Raw genomic sequence first — 21,370 nt, 5'->3', positions numbered from 1 at the left:
GAGGAAGTGAGAAAAATGCCGCAGGAAGTGATTAAAAAGAACCATATGGATGTTGCCTGGCATGAGTATACAGATGAAAATGGGGGAAATGTACCAGTTGTAGATTCCAGCATCGCAGAGAAAGCATCCATTATCGGACGTGTGGGGATTATGTTTCTCTCATGCGGTACCGGAGCATGGAGAGTGAGAAGTTCCATGAATACACTGGCAGAAGCACTTGGCATTACGTGTACGGAGGATATTGGTCTGATGTCCATTGAATATACATGTTATGACGGAGAAAATGGTTTTACCCAGTCGTTGTGCCTGACTAATACAGGCGTAAATACTTTGAAGTTAAATCGTCTGGAACACTTTATCCGAAACTTTGAAAAAGAAGGAAAGCATATGTCAGGAGAACAGCTGCATACATTTCTTGACAATATTGAAAAAACACATGGTCTATATTCCCCGCCTGCACTGGGACTTGCTGCAGCGATCGCATGCTGCGGATTTACATTCCTTCTTGGGGGCGGTCCGATCGAGATGTTCTGTGCATTTGTCGGGGCAGGAATTGGAAATTATCTCCGCTGCAAATTGACCAAACACCATTTTACATTGTTCTTATGTATTGTGTCTTCTGTATCTCTGGCATGTTTTGCATATGCAGGTCTGCTCAAACTTGGAGAAATATTATTTGGTATTTCTGTTCAGCACGAAGCGGGATATATCTGTGCAATGCTCTTTATCATACCGGGATTTCCGTTTATTACCAGTGGTATTGACCTTGCAAAACTGGATATGCGTTCAGGAATAGAACGTCTGACTTATGCTTTGATCGTTATTCTGGTAGCTACTATGTCAGCATGGATCATGGCACTGATCCTGCATTTGAAACCTGTAGATTTTATAAAACTTTCACTGTCAACAGAGCAGTGGATCTTATTCAGGCTTCTTGCAAGTTTCTGCGGAGTGTTTGGATTCTCTATCATGTTTAACAGCCCGGTTCGTCTGGCAGTCGCAGCAGCCGGGATAGGAGCAGTTGCCAATACTCTGAGACTGGAACTGGTAGACCTTGCAAATATTCCTCCTGCTGCAGCCGCATTTATTGGTGCACTTACTGCGGGACTTCTGGCGTCCCTGCTGAAGAATAAAGTCGGATATCCAAGGATATCTGTAACAGTTCCCTCAATCGTTATCATGGTTCCGGGATTATATTTATACAGAGGATTTTATAATCTTGGTATTATGTCATTATCAGTAGCTGCATCCTGGTTTGCGTCTGCAATCCTTATCATTGCAGCGTTGCCATTAGGGCTAATCTTTGCACGTATTCTGACAGATAAAGCTTTCAGATACTGTACTTAACCGAATCAAAAATCAGGGAAATCCCCAACCACTGCTTAAATTGCAAAAAGCAACAAGCAGTGGTTGGGGATTTGTTCGTGCAAGTATCTACTCCAATAGGAAAATGTGAAAATTATATCAAACTAACAAACAATTTTATGCTTCCAAACAAATATTTAAACGAAAAAATTGTTCAGGTTTCTGTACAAAAGCTCTTGTCAATTTTTTGACAATGTGTTATCATTAAGACGTCAATTTTGTTAGGAGAAAAGGAGTATTAAGATTATGAGCAGTAAAATTACTATCATTGGAGCCGGCAGCGTCGGATCTACCATCGCGTACACTTTATCAAGCCAGGATATCGCATCTGAAATTGTTCTGATCGATATCAACAAAAAGAAAGCAGAAGGTGAAGTTCTGGATATTATCCAGGGAACCTGCTTCAGAGATCCTATCTCTATCATTGCCGGAGACTACGAAGATGCTAGGGATTCTGACATCGTTATCATCACATCCGGTATTGCCCGTAAACCAGGACAGACAAGACTTGAACTTACACAGACAAATGTAAATATCCTCAAATCTATCACACCGGAGATCGTAAAGGCAGCTCCAAATGCCCTTTATCTGATCGTAAGCAATCCGGTTGATATCATGACTTATGTATTTACAAAGATTTCCGGACTTCCAGAAAACCAGATCCTTGGTTCCGGTACAATTCTTGACTCTGCACGTCTGCGCTGCGGATTATCCGAACATTTCCAGATTGCACAGAGTAATATCCATGCCTATGTATTCGGTGAGCATGGAGATACATCCTTTATTCCGTGGTCTGGTGCCTATATTTCAGGTGTAAGTGTGGATGAATATTACGACCTTGAGAAGAAACTCGGTAAGGATATTGAACCGATTGATAAAGAAGCAATGCTTCAGTATGTACAGAAATCTGGCGGTGAGATCATTTCCAAGAAAGGTGCAACTTTCTATGCAGTATCCTCTTCTGTATGCAAACTTTGCAGCCTTCTTGTATCTTCTTCAGAGTCTATCTCTACAGTATCTACTATGATGCATGGAGAGTACGGAATCGATGATGTATGCTTGAGTACATTAACTCTGGTAGGACCAAATGGTGTACAGGGCAAAGTTCCAATGAGAATGACAAAAGCTGAGATCGAACAGCTTAAGAAGAGTGCAGATGCACTGAAAGAAATTATTGCTCAGATTGACCTTAATTAATAATATATCAGACAAAACATTCAGAAGTACAGGTACAGCCTGTTCTTCTGAATCCATATTACTGTTTACTCCTTTTTAATTATTAGCCAAAATTCTGTACTGTAAGCGGAAACAGACGAATTTTGGCTTACATATATCAAAAGCAAAAAAATATATAAATAATATTTTTATTAATTTTTTGAAAGATACTATGATTGTGAGTAAATAGAAAAGCGGAAGATTTTATCTGCCTGAAAAAGATTAATTTAGATCAGAAGAATTGAGCAATGATGCGTGATAAAAAAATTATCAAAAACCTCTTGTTAAAATGTTGTCAATATGATATAATATTTTTCGGAAATCGAGCTGATACACTCCTTTAATTGCGGAGGAAGGGTGTGCGAACTCTTTTATTTTCTATGTCTCAACAAAGATATAAAAAGTAATTGTATTAGACTTGATTTATATTTTTGTCCATATATTGTTAAAAAAAAGACAAGGACTAGCGACTGTTATTTACGGGCGCTATATATCGGGGCAAATTGCTTTTGGACCCTGATATCATTATTTGAGCAACATGAATTTATCTGAACAACTAAGAAAGGATAATGTTAAGTATGAAGTACAGTTATTATCCGGGTTGTACCCTGAGAAACAAGGCGAAAGATCTGGACGAATATGCCAGAGCCAGCGCCAGAGCACTTGGGTTTGAACTGGAAGAGATCGAAGACTGGCAGTGCTGCGGAGGTGTTTATCCTCTGGGAACTGACGAAATTGCTACGAAGCTTTCTTCTGTACGTGCTCTTAATCAGGCCAAAGAAAAGGGCCAGGATCTGGTAACAATCTGCTCTGCCTGTCATCACGTGATCAAACGTGTCAATGATGATATGAAAAATGTGGAGGATATCCGCACCAGAGCAAATAATTACATGCAGCTTGATGAGCCTTATGAAGGCGAGACAACAGTGCTCCATTATCTGGAAGTACTTCGCGACAAAGTCGGTTTCGACAAGCTGAAAGAGAAGGTAGTAAACCCGCTTACAGGAAAGAAAATCGGAGCCTATTACGGATGTCTCTTATTACGTCCGGGCAAGATCATGGCTTTTGATGATCCGGAGAATCCGACAATCATGGAAGATTTCATCCGTGCACTTGGGGCAGAACCGGTAATCTATCCATACAGAAATGAATGCTGCGGCGGTTACATTTCTCTGAAAGAAAAAGATATGTCTCAGAATATGTGTCAGAAAATCGAAGACAGTGCGAAAGGCTTTGGCGCAGATATGCTGATCACAGCCTGTCCATTGTGTAAATATAATTTAAATAAAAACGCTTCCAGCGAACTGCCTGTATATTATTTCACAGAGCTCCTTGCAGAAGCCCTCGGAGTAAAAGAGGAGGTGGCAAAATGAGAAACCAGCATTCAGCAGCAGAAAAGATCAAAGAGATCTCCGGAACCAATCCGCTGAAATGTATGAAATGTGGAAAATGTTCTGCTACCTGCCCATCTTTCAATGAAATGGATATCAAGCCACATCAGTTTGTATCCTATGTTGTAAATGAAGATATCGAAGCACTTGTCAATTCAAAGTCTCTCTGGAAATGCCTTTCCTGCTTCGCCTGTGTAGAGCGTTGTCCAAGAGATGTAAAACCGGGAAAGATCATCGATGCAGCAAGACAGTTAGTTGTCCGTGAAAAAGGCGGCGATTATCTGAAAGCAGATGAGATACCACAGCTTCTTGATCCGGAACTGCCACAGCAGCTTCTGGTAAGTGCATTCAGAAGATACAGGAGGTAAGCCAGCGTGCAGAGAATTGGTGTATTTGTCTGTCATTGCGGAAGTAATATCGCCGCTACGGTAGATGTAAAAAAAGTTGTTGAATTAGCTGCCAAAGAGCCGGGTGTCGTTCATGCAGAAGACTACCAGTACATGTGCTCAGAAGCAGGCCAGGCTAAAATTCAGGAAGCCATTAAAGAGAAAAACCTGACAGGCGTTGTTGTCTGTTCATGCTCTCCACGTATGCATGAGGCAACATTCAGAAAAGCAGCTGAAAGAGCTGGCCTGAATCCATACATGGTGGAGATTGCAAATATCCGTGAGCATTGTTCCTGGATTCACAAGGATATGGAAGAGGCTACAAAGAAGGCCGTGATCCTTGCCAGGGCAGCAATCGCAAAAGTAAACTTAAACACACCTCTTCAGCCAGGAGAGAGCCGTGTTACAAAGAGAGCCCTGATCATCGGCGGCGGTATTGCCGGAATCCAGACAGCCCTGGATATCGCAGATGCAGGATATGAAGTAGATATTGTAGAGAAAACTCCAAGTATCGGCGGAAGAATGTCACAGCTTGACAAAACATTCCCTACACTTGACTGTTCTGCATGTATCCTTACACCGAAGATGGTTGAGGCAGCAGCCCATGAGAAGATCAATATCTATACATACAGTGAAGTAGAACATGTCAGCGGTTTCGTAGGTGATTTCACCGTTGATATCAGAAAGAAAGCAAGAAGTGTAAATATGGACAAATGTACAGGCTGCGGTGTCTGTCAGGAAAAATGTCCGTCCAAGAAGATCCCTAATGAATTTAACAGAGGATTAAACAACAGAACTGCTATTTACACTCCGTTTGCACAGGCCATCCCAAATGTTCCGGTTATTGACCGTGAGAACTGTATCAAGTTTAAAACCGGAAAATGTGGAGTATGTTCCAAGGTATGTCAGGCAGGAGCCATTGAATACGATCAGCAGGATGAGATCGTAACACAGAAATATGGTGCCATCGTAGTTGCTACAGGTTTCGATACCATCAAGCTTGACAAATACGATGAATATGCATACAGCCAGAGCAAAGATGTGATCACATCTCTGGAACTGGAACGTATTATGAATGCAGCAGGTCCTACAAAGGGACACTTAGAGCGTCTTTCCGACGGAAAGGCTCCGAAAGAGCTGGTATTTATCCAGTGTGTGGGAAGCAGATGTTCTGATGACAGAGGAAAGCCATACTGCTCCAAGATCTGCTGTATGTACACAGCAAAACATGCAATGCTGATCCGTGATAAATATCCGGATACAAATGTAACCGTATTCTATATTGATGTCCGTACTCCAGGTAAAAACTTCGATGAGTTCTACAGAAGAGCCGTAGAACAGTACGGCGTAAACTACATCAAAGGCCAGGTAGGAAAAGTTATTCCACAGCCGGACGGAAGCCTTCTTGTACAGGGATCTGACCTGATCGACAACAAACAAATCCTTAAGAAAGCAGATATGGTCGTTCTTGCAACAGCCATTGAACCGAACCCGGATGTTCGTAAGATCGCTACTATGCTTACAGCAAGTATTGATACAAACAACTTCCTCACAGAAGCCCATGCAAAACTCCGTCCTGTAGAATCTCCTACAGCAGGTATCTTCCTTTCCGGTGTATGCCAGGGACCGAAGGATATTCCGGAGACAGTTGCACAGGCTGGCGCAGCAGCAGTTAAGGCAATCGGCCTTCTTGCCAAAGATAAACTGACAACCAACCCATGTACAGCAAAATCCGATGAACTGTTATGTAACGGATGTTCTACATGTGCAAATGTCTGCCCATATGGAGCAATTTCCTATGAGGATAAACAGGTAAATGACCACGGTATCCGTGAAACAAGAAGAGTAGCCGTTGTAAATACAGCACTTTGCCAGGGATGCGGCGCTTGTACAGTAGCCTGCCCGTCTGGTGCTATGGATCTGCAGGGCTTTTCCAACAGACAGATTATCGCGGAGGTAGATGCAATATGTCGATAGAAACAAACGAAGAATTCAGACCTAAGATTGTAGCATTCTGCTGTAACTGGTGTAGTTACGCAGGTGCAGACCTTGCAGGAAGCAGCCGTCTTTCTTACCCGGCTGACGTAAAGATCATCCGTGTTCCATGTTCCTGCCGTGTCAATCCAATGTTCATCCTCCGTGCTTTTGAGAAAGGTGCTGACGGTGTGATCATGTGTGGATGTCATCCTGGAGACTGTCATTACAGCACAGGTAACTACTATGCAAGAAGACGTATGACGCTTCTTTTCTCCATGCTTGACTACATCGGTGTGGAAAACGGAAGAACACGAGTAGAATGGGTTTCCGCTGCTGAAGGTGTGAAATTCTCCCAGACTATGAATGAGTTTGTAGAGAAGATCCATTCACTCGGTAAGAACGTAAGATTGGAGGATTTAAGATGCAGGAGCTGATAAATCGTGCAAAAGAACTGCTTGCTGACGGTACAGTTGCAAGAGTTCTGGGATGGAAAGCCGGAGATCTGCCTTACAATCCGGAACCGGCTTACTTTGAAACAGAAGAATCTCTGAAAGATTTTGTATATAACGGATTCTGCGGTGCAAATTTAAGCAAATATATGATCGAAGCTTCCAAACTGGAAGGCAAGACACTGGTTTGTTTAAAACCATGTGATACATACAGCTTTAATCAGCTGATCAAAGAGCATCGTGTAGACCGTGAGAAAGCTTATATCATTGGTGTTGGATGTAAAGGAAAACTGGATATCGAGAGAATCCGCAAACAGGGAATCAAAGGTATCGAAAGCATTTCCGGTGCAGAGATCACAGATGAGGCAGAAACACTGACTATTCAGACAATCTATGGTGAGAAGACCTGTGCATACAAAGATGCAATGCTTGAAAGATGTCACGTATGTAAAGGAAAAGAACATAAGATTTATGATGAACTTATCGGTGAGTCCAAAGACACAAAAGATGCAGATCGTTTTGCAGAAGTAGAGAAGATCGAAGCAATGAGCCCGGAAGAAAAATTTGCATTCTTCCAGAGCCAGTTAAGCAAATGTATCCGCTGCAATGCCTGCCGTAATGTCTGTCCTGCATGCAGCTGCCGTAAATGTGTATTCGACAGCAATAAGTTTGACAGTGCGCAGAAAGCAAACGTGGACTCTTTCGAAGAGAAGATGTTCCATATCATCCGTGCATTCCATGTGGCAGGAAGATGTACAGACTGCGGCGAATGCAGCAGAGTATGTCCTCAGGGAATTCCGCTTCACCTGTTCAATCGTAAATTTATCAAAGATATTGATACATTCTATGGTGAATATCAGGCAGGAGAGGATTCAACATCCAAGGGACCTCTTACAAACTTTACATTTGAAGATGTTGAGCCGAGTATCGTGGCAGAAAGGGGATAATGTATGTATAAGATAGCAGCAGAGAATCTGCAGGCATTATTCCAGAAGATTGCCGCAGATCAGGATTTATATTTACCGGTCAAAGTCAGTGATCAGGTAAACTTCAAAGCATGGAGCGAAGATGCAGAAGTTTGTCTTGATACTTTAAAAACTGTAAAATCACCAAAAGATGCTTTTTTTCCACAGAGTGAAAACCTCTACACCTGTAAGAAAGAGGAGAAGAATATCTCCATTGAGCCACAGGCATTACAGGAAAAGAACTTTGTTGTGTTCGGAATGAAAGCCTGCGATATCCAGGGTGTAAAAGTACTGGATAACGTATTCTTAAGTGATCCGATCGATACTTTCTATGCAGCCAGAAGAGATCATGGTACGATTGTAGCACTTGCATGCCATGAGCCGGAAGAAAGCTGTTTCTGTAAAGTATTCGGTATTGACTGCGCAGACCCTGTTGCAGATGTTGCAACATGGATGATCGAGGGAGAGCTTTACTGGAAACCTCTTACAGAGAAAGGGGAAGCCCTTACAAAAGCAGTTGCAGAACTTCTCAACGATGCTGACGAAGCAAAAGTAGAAGAAGAGAAAGCTGCGATCCGCGCAATCGTAGAGAAGCTTCCGTACTCTAATCTTTCTCTGGAAGGATGGGGACAGGAAGATTACATGGATCGTTTCAATTCTCCTGTATGGGAAGAACTTTATAAACCATGTCTGGCATGTGGTACCTGTACATTTGTATGCCCTACCTGCCAGTGCTATGACATCAAAGATTATGACACAGGACACGGCGTACAGCGTTACCGCTGCTGGGATTCCTGTATGTACTCTGACTTTACAATGATGGCACACGGAAATAACCGTAACAGCCAGATGCAGCGTTTTCGTCAGAGATTCATGCATAAACTTGTTTACTATCCGGTAAACAACAATGGAATGTTCTCATGTGTAGGATGCGGCCGCTGCGTTGAGAAATGCCCATCATCCTTAAATATCGTAAAAGTCATCAAAGCTTTTGAAAATCAGGGAGGTGAAAAATAATGAGCGAATGTACCTGCCATAAAAACTACACATTAGACACACTGATCCCGAAGGTTGGTGTGATCACAGATATCCGTCAGGAGACACCGGATGTTAAAACATTCCGTGTAAACGCTCCTGAAGGAGGAAAACTTTTTGAACATATGCCTGGCCAGTGTGCAATGGTCTGCGCACCAGGTGTAAGTGAAGGTATGTTTTCCATTACTTCTTCACCTACAAATAAAGAATATCAGGAATTCAGTATCAAGAAGTGCGGTGCACTGACCGATTATCTCCACAGCCTTCAGGTTGGAGATGAGATCACAGTCCGTGGACCATACGGAAATCATTTCCCTGTAGAAGATAAATTAAAAGGTAAAAACCTTCTTTTTATCGCAGGTGGTATCGGACTTGCACCTCTTCGTTCTGTTATCAACTATGTACTGGATAACCGTGCAGATTACGGAACAGTAGATATCCTCTATGGTTCCCGTTCCGCAGATGACCTGGTACAGTTAAAAGAAATCCAGGAAGTCTGGATGAAAGCAGAGGGAGTTAATGTTTATCTGACAATCGACCGTGAACAGGAAGGCTGGGACGGACACGTTGGATTCGTTCCTTCTTATCTGAAAGAGATTGGATTCGATACAAACAAAACAGCACTTGTCTGCGGACCGCCGATCATGATCAAGTTCGTTCTTGCAGGACTGGAAGAACTGGGCTTCTCCAGAGAACAGGTTTACACAACTCTGGAGCTTCGTATGAAATGCGGTATCGGTAAATGCGGCCGTTGCAATATCGGTTCCAAATACGTCTGCAAAGACGGTCCGGTATTCAGATGCGACGAGATTGATGAATTACCTGCAGAATATTGATAAGCAATGAGCAGTGCAGAAAGTGATGTGAAGGAATGCGTCATGCTTGCATATAAGCATTCTTTCACAGAACATTCTGTAGGGCGAACGCCCTCAAGCGAGAAGTAGCGTAGCGGATTCGAGCTTGTATGTGCTGCTGACGACAGATGATATATATAGAAAGGACTGGTAATCTCAAATGGAAAAGAATATGGTAAACGTATATTTTTTCGGTAAGAAATACAGCGTACCTGCAGAACTTACAATTATGACTGCCATGGAATATGCCGGTTATACATTAAAGAGAGGATGCGGCTGCAGACACGGATTCTGCGGAGCCTGCGCAACAATCTACAGAATCAAAGGTGAAAACGAGCTGAAAACATGTCTTGCCTGTCAGACACAGGTACAGGAAGGAATGTATGTAGCAAGCATCCCGTTCTTCCCTACAGATAAGAGACTCTACAACATCGAAGACCTGAAACCGAATCAGCAGGTAATGATGGAACTCTATCCGGAAATCTACAGCTGTATCGGATGTAATGCCTGTACAAAAGCATGTACTCAGGACTTAAATGTAATGCAGTACATCGCATATGCACAGAGAGGCGAACTTGAAAAATGTGCAGAGGAATCCTTCGACTGCGTAAGCTGCGGATGCTGTTCTGTAAGATGTCCGGCCGGTATTTCCCATCCGATGGTAGGTCTTCTGGCAAGACGTCTCACAGGTAAATATATCGCGCCTAAGAGCGAACATCTGGAGAAACGTGTAGAAGAAATCCACGAAGGTAAATATGATGATCTGATCGAGCAGATCATGCAGAAACCAATCACAGACATGCAGGAACTTTACAACAACAGAGAAATTGAGAAATAGGGAGGGCGTAAAACATGTATGCACCATATCCAGAAAATATGATGGAATCCATCAAAAAGGTAGAGGCTACAAGAGCACAGCGTATGGCAACAGAGCCAAGACGTCTGACAGCTGAAGAGAAAGACGCTCTTCTTGAGAAATTCCATCCGGATTATAATCCAGACGCGTTTGCAGAAATCAAAGTAGGACCGAACAAAGGACAGAAAGCTCCTCTGGAACTGGCAGAAATGCTTCATTCAACAAGCCGTCTGATCAACGAAAAAATTGACCTTACAAAAATTGATTATGATGTAGATGTACTTGTAATCGGCGGCGGCGGTGCAGGTTCTTCCTGTGCAATCGAAGCACATAATGCAGGTGCTGACGTTATGATCGTTACAAAGCTTCGTATCGGTGATGCCAATACAATGATGGCTGAAGGTGGTATCCAGGCAGCTGACAAAGAGAACGATTCTCCTGTACAGCATTATCTGGATTGCTTCGGCGGCGGACATTTTGCTGCAAAACCGGAACTGGTAAAGAGACTGGTAATGGAAGCTCCGGATGCCATCAAATGGCTCAATGACCTTGGTGTTGAATTTGATAAAGCAGAAGACGGAACCATGGTTACCACACACGGCGGCGGTACTTCCAGAAAGAGAATGCATGCTGCAAAGGATTATTCTGGATCTGAGATCATGCGTACCATCAGAGATGAAGTTCTGAATCTTAAGATTCCGGTAGTTGAATTTACTTCAGCTGTTGAACTTCTGAAAGATGAAAAAGGACAGGTTGCAGGTGCAGTTCTTCTTAACATGGAAACAGGAGATTATTCTGTTGCAAGAGCCAAAACTGTTGTAATCGCAACAGGTGGTGCAGGAAGAATGCATTATCAGGGATTCCCGACATCTAACCATTATGGCGCAACTGCAGACGGACTTGTACTTGGATATAGAGCTGGTGCTTCCCTTCTTTATCAGGATTCTATCCAGTACCATCCAACAGGAGCAATCTATCCATCACAGATCATGGGTGCTCTGGTAACAGAAAAAGTTCGTTCCGTTGGTGCACAGCTTGTAAATGCAAACGGAGAAGCTTATATTCATCCGCTTGAAACCCGTGACGTAAATGCTTCCGGTGTTATCCGTGAATGTGAAGAAGGCCGCGGCGTAGAAGTTCCAGGCGGACTGAAAGGTGTATGGCTTGACACTCCGATGATCGAGATCCTCGGTGGCGAAGGAACCATCGAAAAGAGAATCCCGGCTATGTTCCGTATGTACATGAACTACGGCATTGATATGAGAAAAGTTCCTATCGTTATTTATCCGACACTTCACTACCAGAACGGTGGTCTTGAGATTAACGGAGACGGATTCACAAAAGAAATTCCAAACCTGTTAGTTGCAGGAGAAGCCGCAGGTGGAATCCACGGAAGAAACAGACTGATGGGTAACTCTCTTCTGGATGTTATCGTATTCGGAAGAAATGCAGGTAAAAAAGCAGCTGCAAAATGCAAGAACGTAGAGCTTGGTGAAATGAACCTGGATCATATCTACAAATATGCAGATGAACTGGACAAAGCAGGCGTACATACTGATAAGGTATCTCCATTACTGCTTCCAAAATACGCTCGTCACGAACAGCGCTAATAAGATACTCAGAATGTAAAAAAGAGCTCCCGGTATCGATAAGGGATTACCGGTACCGGGAGCCTTTGATATAATGCAAAAGGGATATGTCACCTCCCGGTGAATATCCCCAAATGAAAGAAGGGAGCTTACCAGAATGCGTGAAGTAGAAGTAAGCAGACTTACAGATGTCATCGAAAAACTCTGTATCGAAGCAAATGAACATCTTCCGGAAGACGTAAAATGTGCGATCAAAACATGCCGCGCATGCGAAGACGGAGAGATTGCCAAGGGTATCCTTGACAATATTATTGAGAATTTTGATATTGCAGATAACGAGAACGTGCCGATCTGCCAGGATACAGGAATGGCATGTGTATTCCTTGAAATAGGACAGGATGTACATTTTGTTGGCGGAGATCTCACCGATGCGATCAATGAAGGTGTACGCCGCGGATACGACAAAGGATATTTAAGAAAATCTGTAGTAAAAGACCCGGTACGCCGCGGAAACACAGGCGACAATACACCGGCTATGATCTACACAGAAATCGTTCCCGGAGATCAGGTAAAGATTACAGTAGGCCCTAAAGGCTTCGGAAGTGAGAACATGAGCCAGATCCGTATGTTCAAACCATCTGCAGGATTACAGGGAATCAAGGATTTCATCCTTGAAGTAGTAGAGACCGCAGGTCCCAACCCATGTCCGCCAATGGTAGTCGGAGTTGGTATCGGAGGAACCTTTGATAAATGTGCACTTCTTGCAAAGAAAGCACTGATGAGACCTCTGGATACTCAGAACCCGGATCCGTTCTATGCTGATCTTGAGAAAGAAATGCTGGAAAAAGTAAACAAGCTTGGAATCGGACCTCAGGGATTTGGCGGAAAGACAACAGCCATCGGCCTGAATATCGAAACAATGCCGACTCATATTGCAGGTATGCCATGTGCAGTTAATATCAACTGCCATGTAACCCGCCATAAATCGGAGGTGATCTGAGATGGAAAGAAAGAAAATTACACTTCCACTTACTAGAGAGCTGGCAAGAACTCTCCATGCAGGTGATCAGGTATTATTAACAGGTACTATTTATACATCACGTGATGCAGGACACAAGAGAATGTGTGAGGCCCTTGCAAAAGGGGAAAAAATTCCATTTGATCCTACAGATGCAACCATCTACTATGTAGGACCAACTCCTGCAAAACCAGGCGCAGTCATCGGCTCCGCAGGCCCTACAACCAGCGGACGTATGGATGCCTATGCACCCACAATGATGTCTGTGGGAGCAAGAGGAATGATCGGAAAAGGTGCCCGCCTTCCGGAAGTAGTAGACGCCATGAAGAAATATGATGGTGTATACTTCGGAGCTATCGGCGGTGCAGGTGCGCTTCTTGCAAAATGCATCAAAAAGGCCGAACTGATCGCCTATGAAGATCTGGGAGCAGAAGCACTTCGTAAATTGTATGTAGAGGATATGCCTCTTGTAGTCATCATTGACTCAGAAGGTAATAATCTGTACGAGATGGGAAAAGCAGAATATCTCAAAGAACACGGAGATAAGTAATTCTGCAGATACATAAAAAAATAACTTCCATATGCTGTAGACATACAGTATATGGAAGTTGCTTTATATAGCCAAAATTATATATATATATTGTATCCAATATATAAAAATCATATATACAATAATATGAATTATATCTTTTACATTTGACCTATAAACGTATAACATGATAATCAGGGTCAAAAAGGGACCCGCCAAACATGAGAAAGCAGCGATTTACGCAGTAAAGCAGCGGATTTCGAATGTTTGAAAATAAACGGTAAAAGAATAAAGGCAGTTATCCGTACAGGAAATAACTGCAAATAAACTTGAACGGGGAAAATCATGAAAGATCATAATCAACACGAAATACAAATGTCGGAAGCCTTTTTAAACAGTGCATTCCTGGCACTGTCAGGAGGTTTTCAGGATGCTTACACCTATAATGCAAGAAACGAAGTATTCTGTAATGCACAGACAGGAAACGTCGTTCTTATGAGCCAGCACTTTATGGCAGGAGAACTGACAGCAGGACTGGGATACTTCTTTCCTATTATTTTCTTTGCACTGGGCGTATGGGTTGCGGAGAAAATACAGGCAAATTATAAATATGCGCAGAAGCTCCACTGGCGGCAGGGTGTTCTGCTGGCAGAAATCCTGATCTTATTTACAGTAGGTTTCCTGCCAACCGAATACAATATGCTGGCGAATGCCATGGCATCTTTCGCCTGTGCAATGCAGGTACAGTCTTTCCGCAAGGTAAACGGATATTCCTATGCAAGTACTATGTGTATCGGTAATTTGCGCAGTGGTACAGCTGCGTTGTCAGTTTATTTTCGTGAAAAAAAATCAAAACAGCTAAAACAGGCGATGTATTATTTTGGAATCATCCTTATGTTTGCCTTGGGTGCCGGCATTGGTGGAAATCTGTCCATACGCTATGGAATCAGAATGATCTGGGTTTCCTGTGGATTCCTTATGATCAGCTTTCTGTTGATGTTTATAGAAAAATATAAGCATTTCCATGAGGAACATGAAATTAAATAATGCAGCCATTTCCAGAAAGGTCATTGAGAAGAAGATAATATTCTTTTCAATGATCTTTTTTGTTTTGATATTGCTATTAAATTAACAACCCTGTTAAAGAAATTGCTTTTCATTTCTATACATTTATGAATACTATACATCTATAACAAATTGTTATAAATTAATTTCAGAAAATTTCAAAAATGATATTGTGCAAAACAACTATATAATGTATAATATCAACAGCACATATGTTGAAAATAACTAAAGCTGCGTGGGAATCGATATATCGGTACTATATTAAAACCGATGTATCAAAATTACTATTTAAGGAGGGAACCGAATGTTAGACCAGTCTTATTACAGAAAAGCGGATGAGATCATCGAGCACTACGGACGTACAGCAGCATCGCTGATTCCGATCATGCAGGATATTCAGGCGGAATATCGTTACCTGCCGGGAGAATTGCTGACTTATGTAGCGAAAGAAATCGGAGTAAAAGAAGCCAAGGCCTACAGTGTAGCCACATTCTATGAGAATTTTTCTTTTGAGCCGAAAGGGAAATATGTCATTAAAGTGTGTGACGGAACAGCCTGTCATGTGAGAAAATCCATGCCTGTAAAAGAGGCTTTGATGAAGGAACTTGGACTGAGCAACAAGAAACACACTACAGATGACATGCTTTTTACCGTAGAAACAGTATCCTGTCTGGGTGCATGTGGACTTGCCCCCACACTGACTGTCAATGATGAAGTACATCCGAAGATGACTCCTGAGAAAGCTGTAGAACTTTTGAATAAACTGAGAGGAGAGTGCGTATGAGTATTAAGAGTAAAGAAGACCTGTTAAATAAGCAGGCTGAAGTAAATGAGCAGATTAAATCTTATACCTGCCGCGTTCTTGTCTGTTCAGGTACCGGATGTATCGCATCCGGAGCGCAGAAGATTTATGAAGAGATGTCAGTACTCTGTGAGAGAATTGATGGAGTAACAGTTGAAATGCAGAAGGATGTGCCTCATGTAGGCGTGATCAAGACAGGGTGCCAGGGCTTATGTGAACTTGGACCTCTGATGAGAATTGAACCATATGATTATCAGTATGTTCACGTACAGCCAGAAGACTGTAAGGAAATTGTGGAGAGAACTATATTGGAAGGGAAACCTGTAGAGAGGCTGTTTTATCGTGATAATAATACAGTCTGTCCACATCCTGATGATATTCCTTTCTTAAATCAACAAACACGTATCGTCCTTGAAAACTGCGGAAAAATTGATGCGGAATCTATTGAAGAGTATATTGCTGTGGGAGGCTATCAGGCACTTGCAAAAGTGATGGGAAGCATGTCCCCGCAGGAAGTTATTGATGAAGTAACTAAATCCGGGCTTCGCGGTCGTGGCGGTGCAGGATTCCCGGCAGGCAAGAAATGGTCTCAGGTTGCACGCCAGGCAGAGAAAACCCGCTATGTTGTATGTAATGGTGATGAGGGTGATCCCGGTGCATTTATGGATGGTTCCGTCATGGAAGGTGATCCATATAAGATGATCGAAGGTATGACTATTGCAGCCTACGCAGTCGGTGCGGAGAATGGATATATTTATGTTCGTGCAGAGTATCCTCTTTCTGTAAAGAGACTTAGGATGGCGATTGAACAGGCAGAAAAATATGGCCTGTTAGGTGATAATATTTTAAATTCCGGTGTAAACTTCCATTTACATATCAACAGAGGTGCCGGAGCTTTCGTATGTGGAGAAGGTTCGGCACTTACCGCATCTATCGAGGGTAACAGAGGTATGCCTCGTGTAAAACCGCCCCGTACAGTAGAGAAAGGTCTGTGGGGTAAGCCTACAGTTCTTAATAATGTAGAAACCTATGCTAATGTACCGAAGATTATTCTTCAGGGAGCAGACTGGTTCCGCACCATCGGTACAGAGGGAAGCCCCGGAACTAAAACCTTCTCACTGACCGGTTCTATCGAGAATACCGGTCTGATAGAGGTTCCTATGGGAACCACACTCCGCCACATTATCTATGATATCGGTGGTGGCTTAAAGAGTGGCGCCGCATTTAAAGGTGTCCAGATCGGCGGTCCGTCCGGCGGATGTCTGATCCTTGACCAGCTGGATGCACCTCTTGATTTTGATTCTGTCAAAAAATTAGATGCGATTATGGGATCCGGTGGTCTGGTAGTTATGGACGAGAATACCTGTATGGTTGAGGTTGCCAGATTCTTTATGAACTTCACCCAGCGTGAGAGTTGCGGTAAATGTGTACCGTGCCGTGAGGGTACCAAACGTATGCTGGAGATCCTGGAGAGGATCGTAGATGGCAAGGGTGAGATGTCCGATCTGGATGAGCTGGAAGAGCTTGCAAATATGGTTCAGAACATGGCTCTGTGCGGACTTGGCAAGAGTGCACCTCTTCCTGTTATCAGTACTCTCAAACGCTTCCGCAATGAATATGAGGAACATATCCGCGATAAGAAATGCCGTGCAAAAGTATGTACTGCTCTTCGTCAGTTCCACATCAACCCTGAGTTCTGTATCGGCTGCGGTAAATGTGCAAAGAACTGTCCGGCAGGTGCAATCTCAGGTAAGATCAAACATCCATATCACATTGATAACGACATCTGTATCAAATGCGGTGCATGTAAGGACAACTGTAACTTTGATGCAGTATATGTGGAAGCATAGAAGGGAGGATACACTATGGGCCATATGATAATTGACGGTAGAAAGGTAGAATTTACCGATGAAAAAAATGTCCTGTCTGTCATCCGCAAGGCAGGGATCAATATTCCGACACTGTGCTACCACTCAGAGGTATCCACTTTTGGTGCCTGTCGTTTATGTACAGTTGAAGACGAGAGGGGAAAAACATTTGCCTCATGTTCTGAACAGCCAAGAGATGGAATGGTGATCTATACCAATTCCGGAAGAGTCAAGAAATACAGAAAACTAATTGTAGAATTATTGCTTGCAGCACATTGTCGTGACTGTACAACCTGTGTTAAGAGTGGTGAGTGTGTCCTTCAGGAACTGGCACACAGGCTGGGCGTACAGACAATCCGTTTCAAAAATACCAGGGAATATCATGAGTTGGATACAAGTTCTCCTTCTCTGGTTCGTGATCCAAACAAATGTATTCTGTGTGGTAACTGCGTACGTGCCTGCGAAGAACTTCAGGGAATCGGAGCTTTAGGATTTGCATTCCGGGGAACTGAGGCCATGGTAATGCCTGCATTTAACAAAAAAATCGCAGAGACAGAATGCGTAAACTGCGGTCAGTGTCGTGTATATTGCCCAACAGGTGCTATTGCGATCAAGACACATATGGACGAGGCATGGGAAGCACTTGCTGATCCGAATATACGTGTAGTTGCTCAGATTGCTCCTGCAGTACGTGTCGCAGTAGGTGATCATTATGGACTGACCAAAGGCAAGAGTGTTATGGGTAAGATTGTCAATGCTCTCCACAGAATGGGATTCGATGAAGTTTATGATACTTCATTCAGTGCTGACCTTACTATTATGGAAGAGAGTGCCGAGTTCCTTGACAGAATTAAGAAGGGTGAGAAACTTCCGCTTCTTACTTCCTGCTGTCCTGCATGGGTGAAGTTTATCACAGACCAGTACAAGGAGTATATTCCTAATCTTTCTACCTGCCGTTCTCCACAGGGAATGCTCTCAGCAGTAATCAAAGAGTACTTCCGCGATCCGGAACATGCCGGCGGCAAGAAAACAGTTATGATCTCTATTATGCCATGTACAGCCAAGAAGGCAGAAGCAGTTCGTCCGAACAGCTTCACAGACGGTGAACAGGATACAGATATCGTTATTACAACTACAGAGCTGCTCCGCATGATCGATAACTTTGGTCTTGACTTTGCAACTCTTGATCCGGAAGCCTGTGATATGCCGTTTGGCTTCGGCTCCGGTGGTGGTGTTATCTTCGGTGTTACAGGAGGTGTTACAGAAGCAGTTCTCCGCCGCCTGACTCCGGATCACAGCAAAGAAACCATGCATGAGATCGCAGAATGCGGTGTTCGTGGAGATGAGGGAATCAAGGAATTTACAGTTCCTTATGAAGGAATGAACCTTAATATCTGTGTTGCCAGCGGCCTTGCAAATGCAAGAACCGTTATGGAACAGGTTAAGAATGGTGAGAAAGAATATCATCTGATCGAGATCATGGCATGCCGCCGCGGATGTATCATGGGTGGCGGACAGCCGACAAGATCCGGCGACAGAACCAAAGCTCTGAGAGCTAAGGGCCTGTATAATGCAGATAATACAACTATCATTAAGAAATCCGATGAAAACCCGTTAGTTCTGGAACTTTACAACGGACTTCTGAAAGGCAAAGAGCATCATCTGCTTCACAATGATTCCTATTAAGGAACATCTGTGATACCTGACAGTAACAATATGTCATTACTGTTCACTCCGTTCACAGTAACGTAGCCAAAATTCATTCCAGATTGCCTGCGGCAATAGAATTTTGGCTTGTATGTCTCGGGATTTTGGCATATTCATGCCAAAACACCTCGCGGGATAGTGGTGTGTGAACAGTAACAATATATCCAAATGATAAATAGAATATTTTAAAGCTTCCTTGCATATTTTATAACAATACATGAAGGTTATGTGTAAATATGCAAGGGGGCTATTTTTATGGAAAATTTTCAGGTGTATCGTGATATCCAGGCCCGTACAGGGGGAGATATATACATAGGGGTCGTAGGACCTGTCCGCACAGGAAAATCTACATTTATCCGCAGATTCATGGAACTTGTTGCATTGCCGCAGATGTCAGATACAAAGCAGGCAGAGATCAGAGATCAGCTTCCTTTAAGCGGATCAGGCAAAATCATTACCACAGCAGAAACAAAATTTATTCCCAAAGAAGCAGTTCCCATCACTCTCGGAGAAGATCAGCAGGTAAAGATCCGCCTGATCGACAGTGTGGGTTTTCTGGTAAAGGGTGCATCCGGGCAGACGGAGGACGGGAAAGAACGAATGGTAAAAACTCCCTGGTTTGAGCAGGCAATCCCATTTCGCGAGGCCGCACGCATCGGAACACAGAAAGTAATTCAGGAGCATTCCACAATAGGTATTGTGGTCACAACTGACGGAAGTTTCGGTGAACTTCCCAGAGACAATTTTCCGGAGGCAGAAGAGAAGACTATTCAGGAACTGAAAAAACAGCAGAAACCATTTATCGTGCTGGTAAATTCGCAGATGCCATATAAAGATGCGGCTCTGAAAACAGCGGAAGAAATCCAACAGAAATATAAGGTAACTGCTCTGACTGTAAACTGTGACCAATTGAGAAAAGAAGATATTGCCAGGATTCTGGAGAAGGTTTTATATGAATTTCCTGTCAGTCAGATTCAGTTTTTTATTCCGCGCTGGGTAGAAATGCTTCCCCTGGAGCATGAATTAAAACAGCAGATCCTTTCACAGATCAGGGATAAAATGAAAAGTATGCAGCATATACGTGATATCACAAAGGAATCTGTAAAATTATCCGGACCTTATGTACAGGATTCCCTTCTGGAAGATGTAGGCTTATCCGATGGAACAGTAAAGGTAAGAATACGCATAAAGGAAGAATATTATTACAGGATGCTCAGTCAGATGAGTGGAATCGAAATGGAGAGTGAATATGAACTGATCCATACAATGCAGGAACTGGTACATATGAAAGAGGAATATGTAAAAGTGCAGGCTGCACTGGAAGCAGTGCGTGGAACCGGTTATGGTGTGGTTGTCCCGAATCTGGATGAGATTGAGATCGCACAGCCTGAAGTGATCCGACAGGGAAATAAATATGGAGTAAAGATAAAATCAAAGAGTCCGTCTATCCATATGATAAAGGCAAATATAGAAACTGAAATTGCTCCCATAGTGGGAACAGAACAGCAGGCAAAGGATCTGATCCAGTATATTGACGAAGGCAGCCAGAGGGGGGAGAGTATCTGGGAGACTAATATTTTCGGTAAATCCATTGAGCAGCTGGTACAGGATGGCATCCGAAGCAAGATTGCAGCTATCAGCGAAGAAAGCCAGGTAAAGCTTCAGGATACCATGCAGAAAATTGTCAATGACAGTAAGGGCGGGCTGGTGTGTATCATCATATAGCTGCCGTATAATATGGTTCCTTTTAATTTTGCTTTTTAGCCGAACTGTGAAACAGTTATTCAGTTACAGGCAACGGAGAGCTCAGGTTACTGCGTCAATTACCGGTTCGTCAGTTTTTTTACTGTCAGTACTTTTTTCCCCTTCAATAACGACTTTATTAGGGAGGCATACGATGGTGCCTCCTTTTTCATCGATTGCCTTCTGTTTCATACACAGATGATCGGGGCATTGTGCAGAGATCATACGTGCCTGACCGTCTTTGATCTCACAGACATTTGTATCGTTGATTTTAATCGTCTGATCCTTTTCCAGAGAATAAGTTCCATATTCTTTTCCGTCTACAGTAATGCGGATGGAACCATGACTGCCCTTATTTATAAGAGACATTCCTCCCCACATCGCAAGTGCAAGAATAAGGATACCACCTATAAAAATAAATTCTTTTTTCTTCAAAATATTGTACTCCATCTTTCTATAATAGCAGTAAGGTTTGTGTTACTGTTCACTGATAATATCCTGCAAAGCGTATTGCTGAGAACGGAGTGAACAATAACAGGTTTGTTTTGTCTGCATC

19 protein-coding genes are annotated in these 21,370 nt (G+C 43.0%); 18 read left to right on the top strand and 1 reads right to left on the bottom strand.

Going from position 1 to position 21,370, the window contains the following annotated elements; all coding sequences use genetic code 11:
- Nucleotides 1–15: 15 nt before the first annotated feature.
- The 18 genes from LJE11_RS06705 to spoIVA all read left to right on the top strand — a co-directional run bounded on the left by LJE11_RS06705 (nt 16) and on the right by spoIVA (nt 20,796).
- Complete coding sequence (locus tag LJE11_RS06705) at nt 16–1,347, top strand: threonine/serine ThrE exporter family protein (RefSeq protein ID WP_020993881.1); 1,332 nt, start codon at nt 16–18, stop codon at nt 1,345–1,347.
- 264 nt (nt 1,348–1,611) lie between these two features.
- The gene (locus LJE11_RS06700; RefSeq protein WP_008703016.1) at nt 1,612–2,562 is read left to right on the top strand and encodes an L-lactate dehydrogenase; all 951 of its coding nucleotides are present in this window, start codon (nt 1,612–1,614) and stop codon (nt 2,560–2,562) included.
- A gap of 596 nt (nt 2,563–3,158) precedes the next feature.
- A complete protein-coding gene (locus tag LJE11_RS06695) occupies nt 3,159–3,953 on the top strand; it encodes a CoB--CoM heterodisulfide reductase iron-sulfur subunit B family protein (protein ID WP_118521581.1) in 795 nt (264 codons plus the stop codon).
- The gene (locus tag LJE11_RS06690; protein WP_008703021.1) at nt 3,950–4,339 is read left to right on the top strand and encodes a 4Fe-4S dicluster domain-containing protein; all 390 of its coding nucleotides are present in this window, start codon (nt 3,950–3,952) and stop codon (nt 4,337–4,339) included. Before LJE11_RS06695 ends, LJE11_RS06690 begins: the two co-directional genes overlap by 4 nt.
- A 6-nt stretch (nt 4,340–4,345) precedes the next feature.
- Nucleotides 4,346–6,334, top strand: coding sequence for a 4Fe-4S binding protein (locus tag LJE11_RS06685; RefSeq protein ID WP_227295712.1), 1,989 nt, complete (start codon nt 4,346–4,348; stop codon nt 6,332–6,334).
- Nucleotides 6,325–6,768, top strand: coding sequence for a hydrogenase iron-sulfur subunit (locus tag LJE11_RS06680; RefSeq protein ID WP_008703025.1), 444 nt, complete (start codon nt 6,325–6,327; stop codon nt 6,766–6,768). The genes LJE11_RS06685 and LJE11_RS06680 overlap by 10 nt, the downstream gene beginning before the upstream one ends.
- Nucleotides 6,756–7,730, top strand: a complete 975-nt coding sequence (locus LJE11_RS06675) for a 4Fe-4S dicluster domain-containing protein (protein WP_022380682.1) — start codon at nt 6,756–6,758, stop codon at nt 7,728–7,730. Before LJE11_RS06680 ends, LJE11_RS06675 begins: the two co-directional genes overlap by 13 nt.
- Before the next feature lie 3 nt (nt 7,731–7,733).
- A complete protein-coding gene (locus LJE11_RS06670; RefSeq protein WP_008703028.1) occupies nt 7,734–8,765 on the top strand; it encodes a 4Fe-4S dicluster domain-containing protein in 1,032 nt (343 codons plus the stop codon).
- A complete protein-coding gene (locus LJE11_RS06665) occupies nt 8,765–9,619 on the top strand; it encodes an FAD/NAD(P)-binding protein (RefSeq protein WP_022380684.1) in 855 nt (284 codons plus the stop codon). Before LJE11_RS06670 ends, LJE11_RS06665 begins: the two co-directional genes overlap by 1 nt.
- Nucleotides 9,620–9,797: 178 nt before the next feature.
- A complete protein-coding gene (locus LJE11_RS06660; protein ID WP_008703029.1) occupies nt 9,798–10,475 on the top strand; it encodes a 2Fe-2S iron-sulfur cluster-binding protein in 678 nt (225 codons plus the stop codon).
- 14 nt (nt 10,476–10,489) lie between these two features.
- Nucleotides 10,490–12,103 carry an FAD-dependent oxidoreductase gene (locus LJE11_RS06655; RefSeq protein WP_008703030.1) on the top strand — a complete coding sequence of 538 codons (1,614 nt, stop codon included), beginning with the start codon at nt 10,490–10,492 and terminating at the stop codon, nt 12,101–12,103.
- Between the two features lie 136 nt (nt 12,104–12,239).
- Nucleotides 12,240–13,082, top strand: coding sequence for a fumarate hydratase (locus LJE11_RS06650; protein WP_008703031.1), 843 nt, complete (start codon nt 12,240–12,242; stop codon nt 13,080–13,082).
- Between the two features lies 1 nt (nt 13,083).
- Nucleotides 13,084–13,650 carry a Fe-S-containing hydro-lyase gene (locus LJE11_RS06645; RefSeq protein WP_022380686.1) on the top strand — a complete coding sequence of 189 codons (567 nt, stop codon included), beginning with the start codon at nt 13,084–13,086 and terminating at the stop codon, nt 13,648–13,650.
- Nucleotides 13,651–13,974: 324 nt separating this feature from the next.
- Nucleotides 13,975–14,676, top strand: a complete 702-nt coding sequence (locus LJE11_RS06640) for a YoaK family protein (protein WP_025576998.1) — start codon at nt 13,975–13,977, stop codon at nt 14,674–14,676.
- Between the two features lie 322 nt (nt 14,677–14,998).
- Nucleotides 14,999–15,478 (top strand): complex I 24 kDa subunit family protein, encoded by a 480-nt coding sequence (locus LJE11_RS06635; protein ID WP_008703034.1) that lies wholly within the window; start codon nt 14,999–15,001, stop codon nt 15,476–15,478.
- On the top strand, nt 15,475–17,346 hold the full coding sequence (locus LJE11_RS06630) for an NADH-quinone oxidoreductase subunit NuoF (protein WP_008703037.1): 1,872 nt from the start codon (nt 15,475–15,477) through the stop codon (nt 17,344–17,346). Before LJE11_RS06635 ends, LJE11_RS06630 begins: the two co-directional genes overlap by 4 nt.
- 15 nt (nt 17,347–17,361) lie before the next feature.
- Nucleotides 17,362–19,050, top strand: a complete 1,689-nt coding sequence (locus LJE11_RS06625) for a [FeFe] hydrogenase, group A (RefSeq protein WP_008703039.1) — start codon at nt 17,362–17,364, stop codon at nt 19,048–19,050.
- Between the two features lie 276 nt (nt 19,051–19,326).
- Complete coding sequence (spoIVA, locus tag LJE11_RS06620; protein WP_008703041.1) at nt 19,327–20,796, top strand: stage IV sporulation protein A; 1,470 nt, start codon at nt 19,327–19,329, stop codon at nt 20,794–20,796.
- Between the two features lie 81 nt (nt 20,797–20,877).
- On the opposite strand, the gene LJE11_RS06615 is transcribed toward spoIVA, so the two are convergent.
- Nucleotides 20,878–21,249, bottom strand: coding sequence for a NusG domain II-containing protein (locus tag LJE11_RS06615; protein ID WP_008703043.1), 372 nt, complete (start codon nt 21,247–21,249; stop codon nt 20,878–20,880).
- Nucleotides 21,250–21,370 lie beyond the last annotated feature (121 nt).

It is taken from the genome of Blautia sp. DFI.1.216 (assembly GCF_020594215.1).
Lineage (GTDB): Bacteria > Bacillota > Clostridia > Lachnospirales > Lachnospiraceae > Blautia_A > Blautia_A wexlerae.
Note: the sequence above shows the minus strand (reverse complement) of the source record. Positions and strands in the feature narration are given on the sequence as shown.

Bases quoted from the DNA above. Each gene is read 5' to 3' on its own strand.
- LJE11_RS06650 (WP_008703031.1), top strand. From the start codon at position 12,240: ATGCGTGAAGTAGAAGTAAGCAGACTTACAGATGTCATCGAAAAACTC.
- LJE11_RS06690 (WP_008703021.1), top strand. From the start codon at position 3,950: ATGAGAAACCAGCATTCAGCAGCAGAAAAGATCAAAGAGATCTCCGGA.
- LJE11_RS06660 (WP_008703029.1), top strand. From the start codon at position 9,798: ATGGAAAAGAATATGGTAAACGTATATTTTTTCGGTAAGAAATACAGC.
- spoIVA (WP_008703041.1), top strand. From the start codon at position 19,327: ATGGAAAATTTTCAGGTGTATCGTGATATCCAGGCCCGTACAGGGGGA.
- LJE11_RS06655 (WP_008703030.1), top strand. From the start codon at position 10,490: ATGTATGCACCATATCCAGAAAATATGATGGAATCCATCAAAAAGGTA.
- LJE11_RS06705 (WP_020993881.1), top strand. From the start codon at position 16: ATGCCGCAGGAAGTGATTAAAAAGAACCATATGGATGTTGCCTGGCAT.
- LJE11_RS06640 (WP_025576998.1), top strand. From the start codon at position 13,975: ATGAAAGATCATAATCAACACGAAATACAAATGTCGGAAGCCTTTTTA.
- LJE11_RS06675 (WP_022380682.1), top strand. From the start codon at position 6,756: ATGCAGGAGCTGATAAATCGTGCAAAAGAACTGCTTGCTGACGGTACA.
- LJE11_RS06630 (WP_008703037.1), top strand. From the start codon at position 15,475: ATGAGTATTAAGAGTAAAGAAGACCTGTTAAATAAGCAGGCTGAAGTA.
- LJE11_RS06670 (WP_008703028.1), top strand. From the start codon at position 7,734: ATGTATAAGATAGCAGCAGAGAATCTGCAGGCATTATTCCAGAAGATT.
- LJE11_RS06680 (WP_008703025.1), top strand. From the start codon at position 6,325: ATGTCGATAGAAACAAACGAAGAATTCAGACCTAAGATTGTAGCATTC.
- LJE11_RS06665 (WP_022380684.1), top strand. From the start codon at position 8,765: ATGAGCGAATGTACCTGCCATAAAAACTACACATTAGACACACTGATC.
- LJE11_RS06645 (WP_022380686.1), top strand. From the start codon at position 13,084: ATGGAAAGAAAGAAAATTACACTTCCACTTACTAGAGAGCTGGCAAGA.
- LJE11_RS06635 (WP_008703034.1), top strand. From the start codon at position 14,999: ATGTTAGACCAGTCTTATTACAGAAAAGCGGATGAGATCATCGAGCAC.
- LJE11_RS06695 (WP_118521581.1), top strand. From the start codon at position 3,159: ATGAAGTACAGTTATTATCCGGGTTGTACCCTGAGAAACAAGGCGAAA.
- LJE11_RS06625 (WP_008703039.1), top strand. From the start codon at position 17,362: ATGGGCCATATGATAATTGACGGTAGAAAGGTAGAATTTACCGATGAA.
- LJE11_RS06700 (WP_008703016.1), top strand. From the start codon at position 1,612: ATGAGCAGTAAAATTACTATCATTGGAGCCGGCAGCGTCGGATCTACC.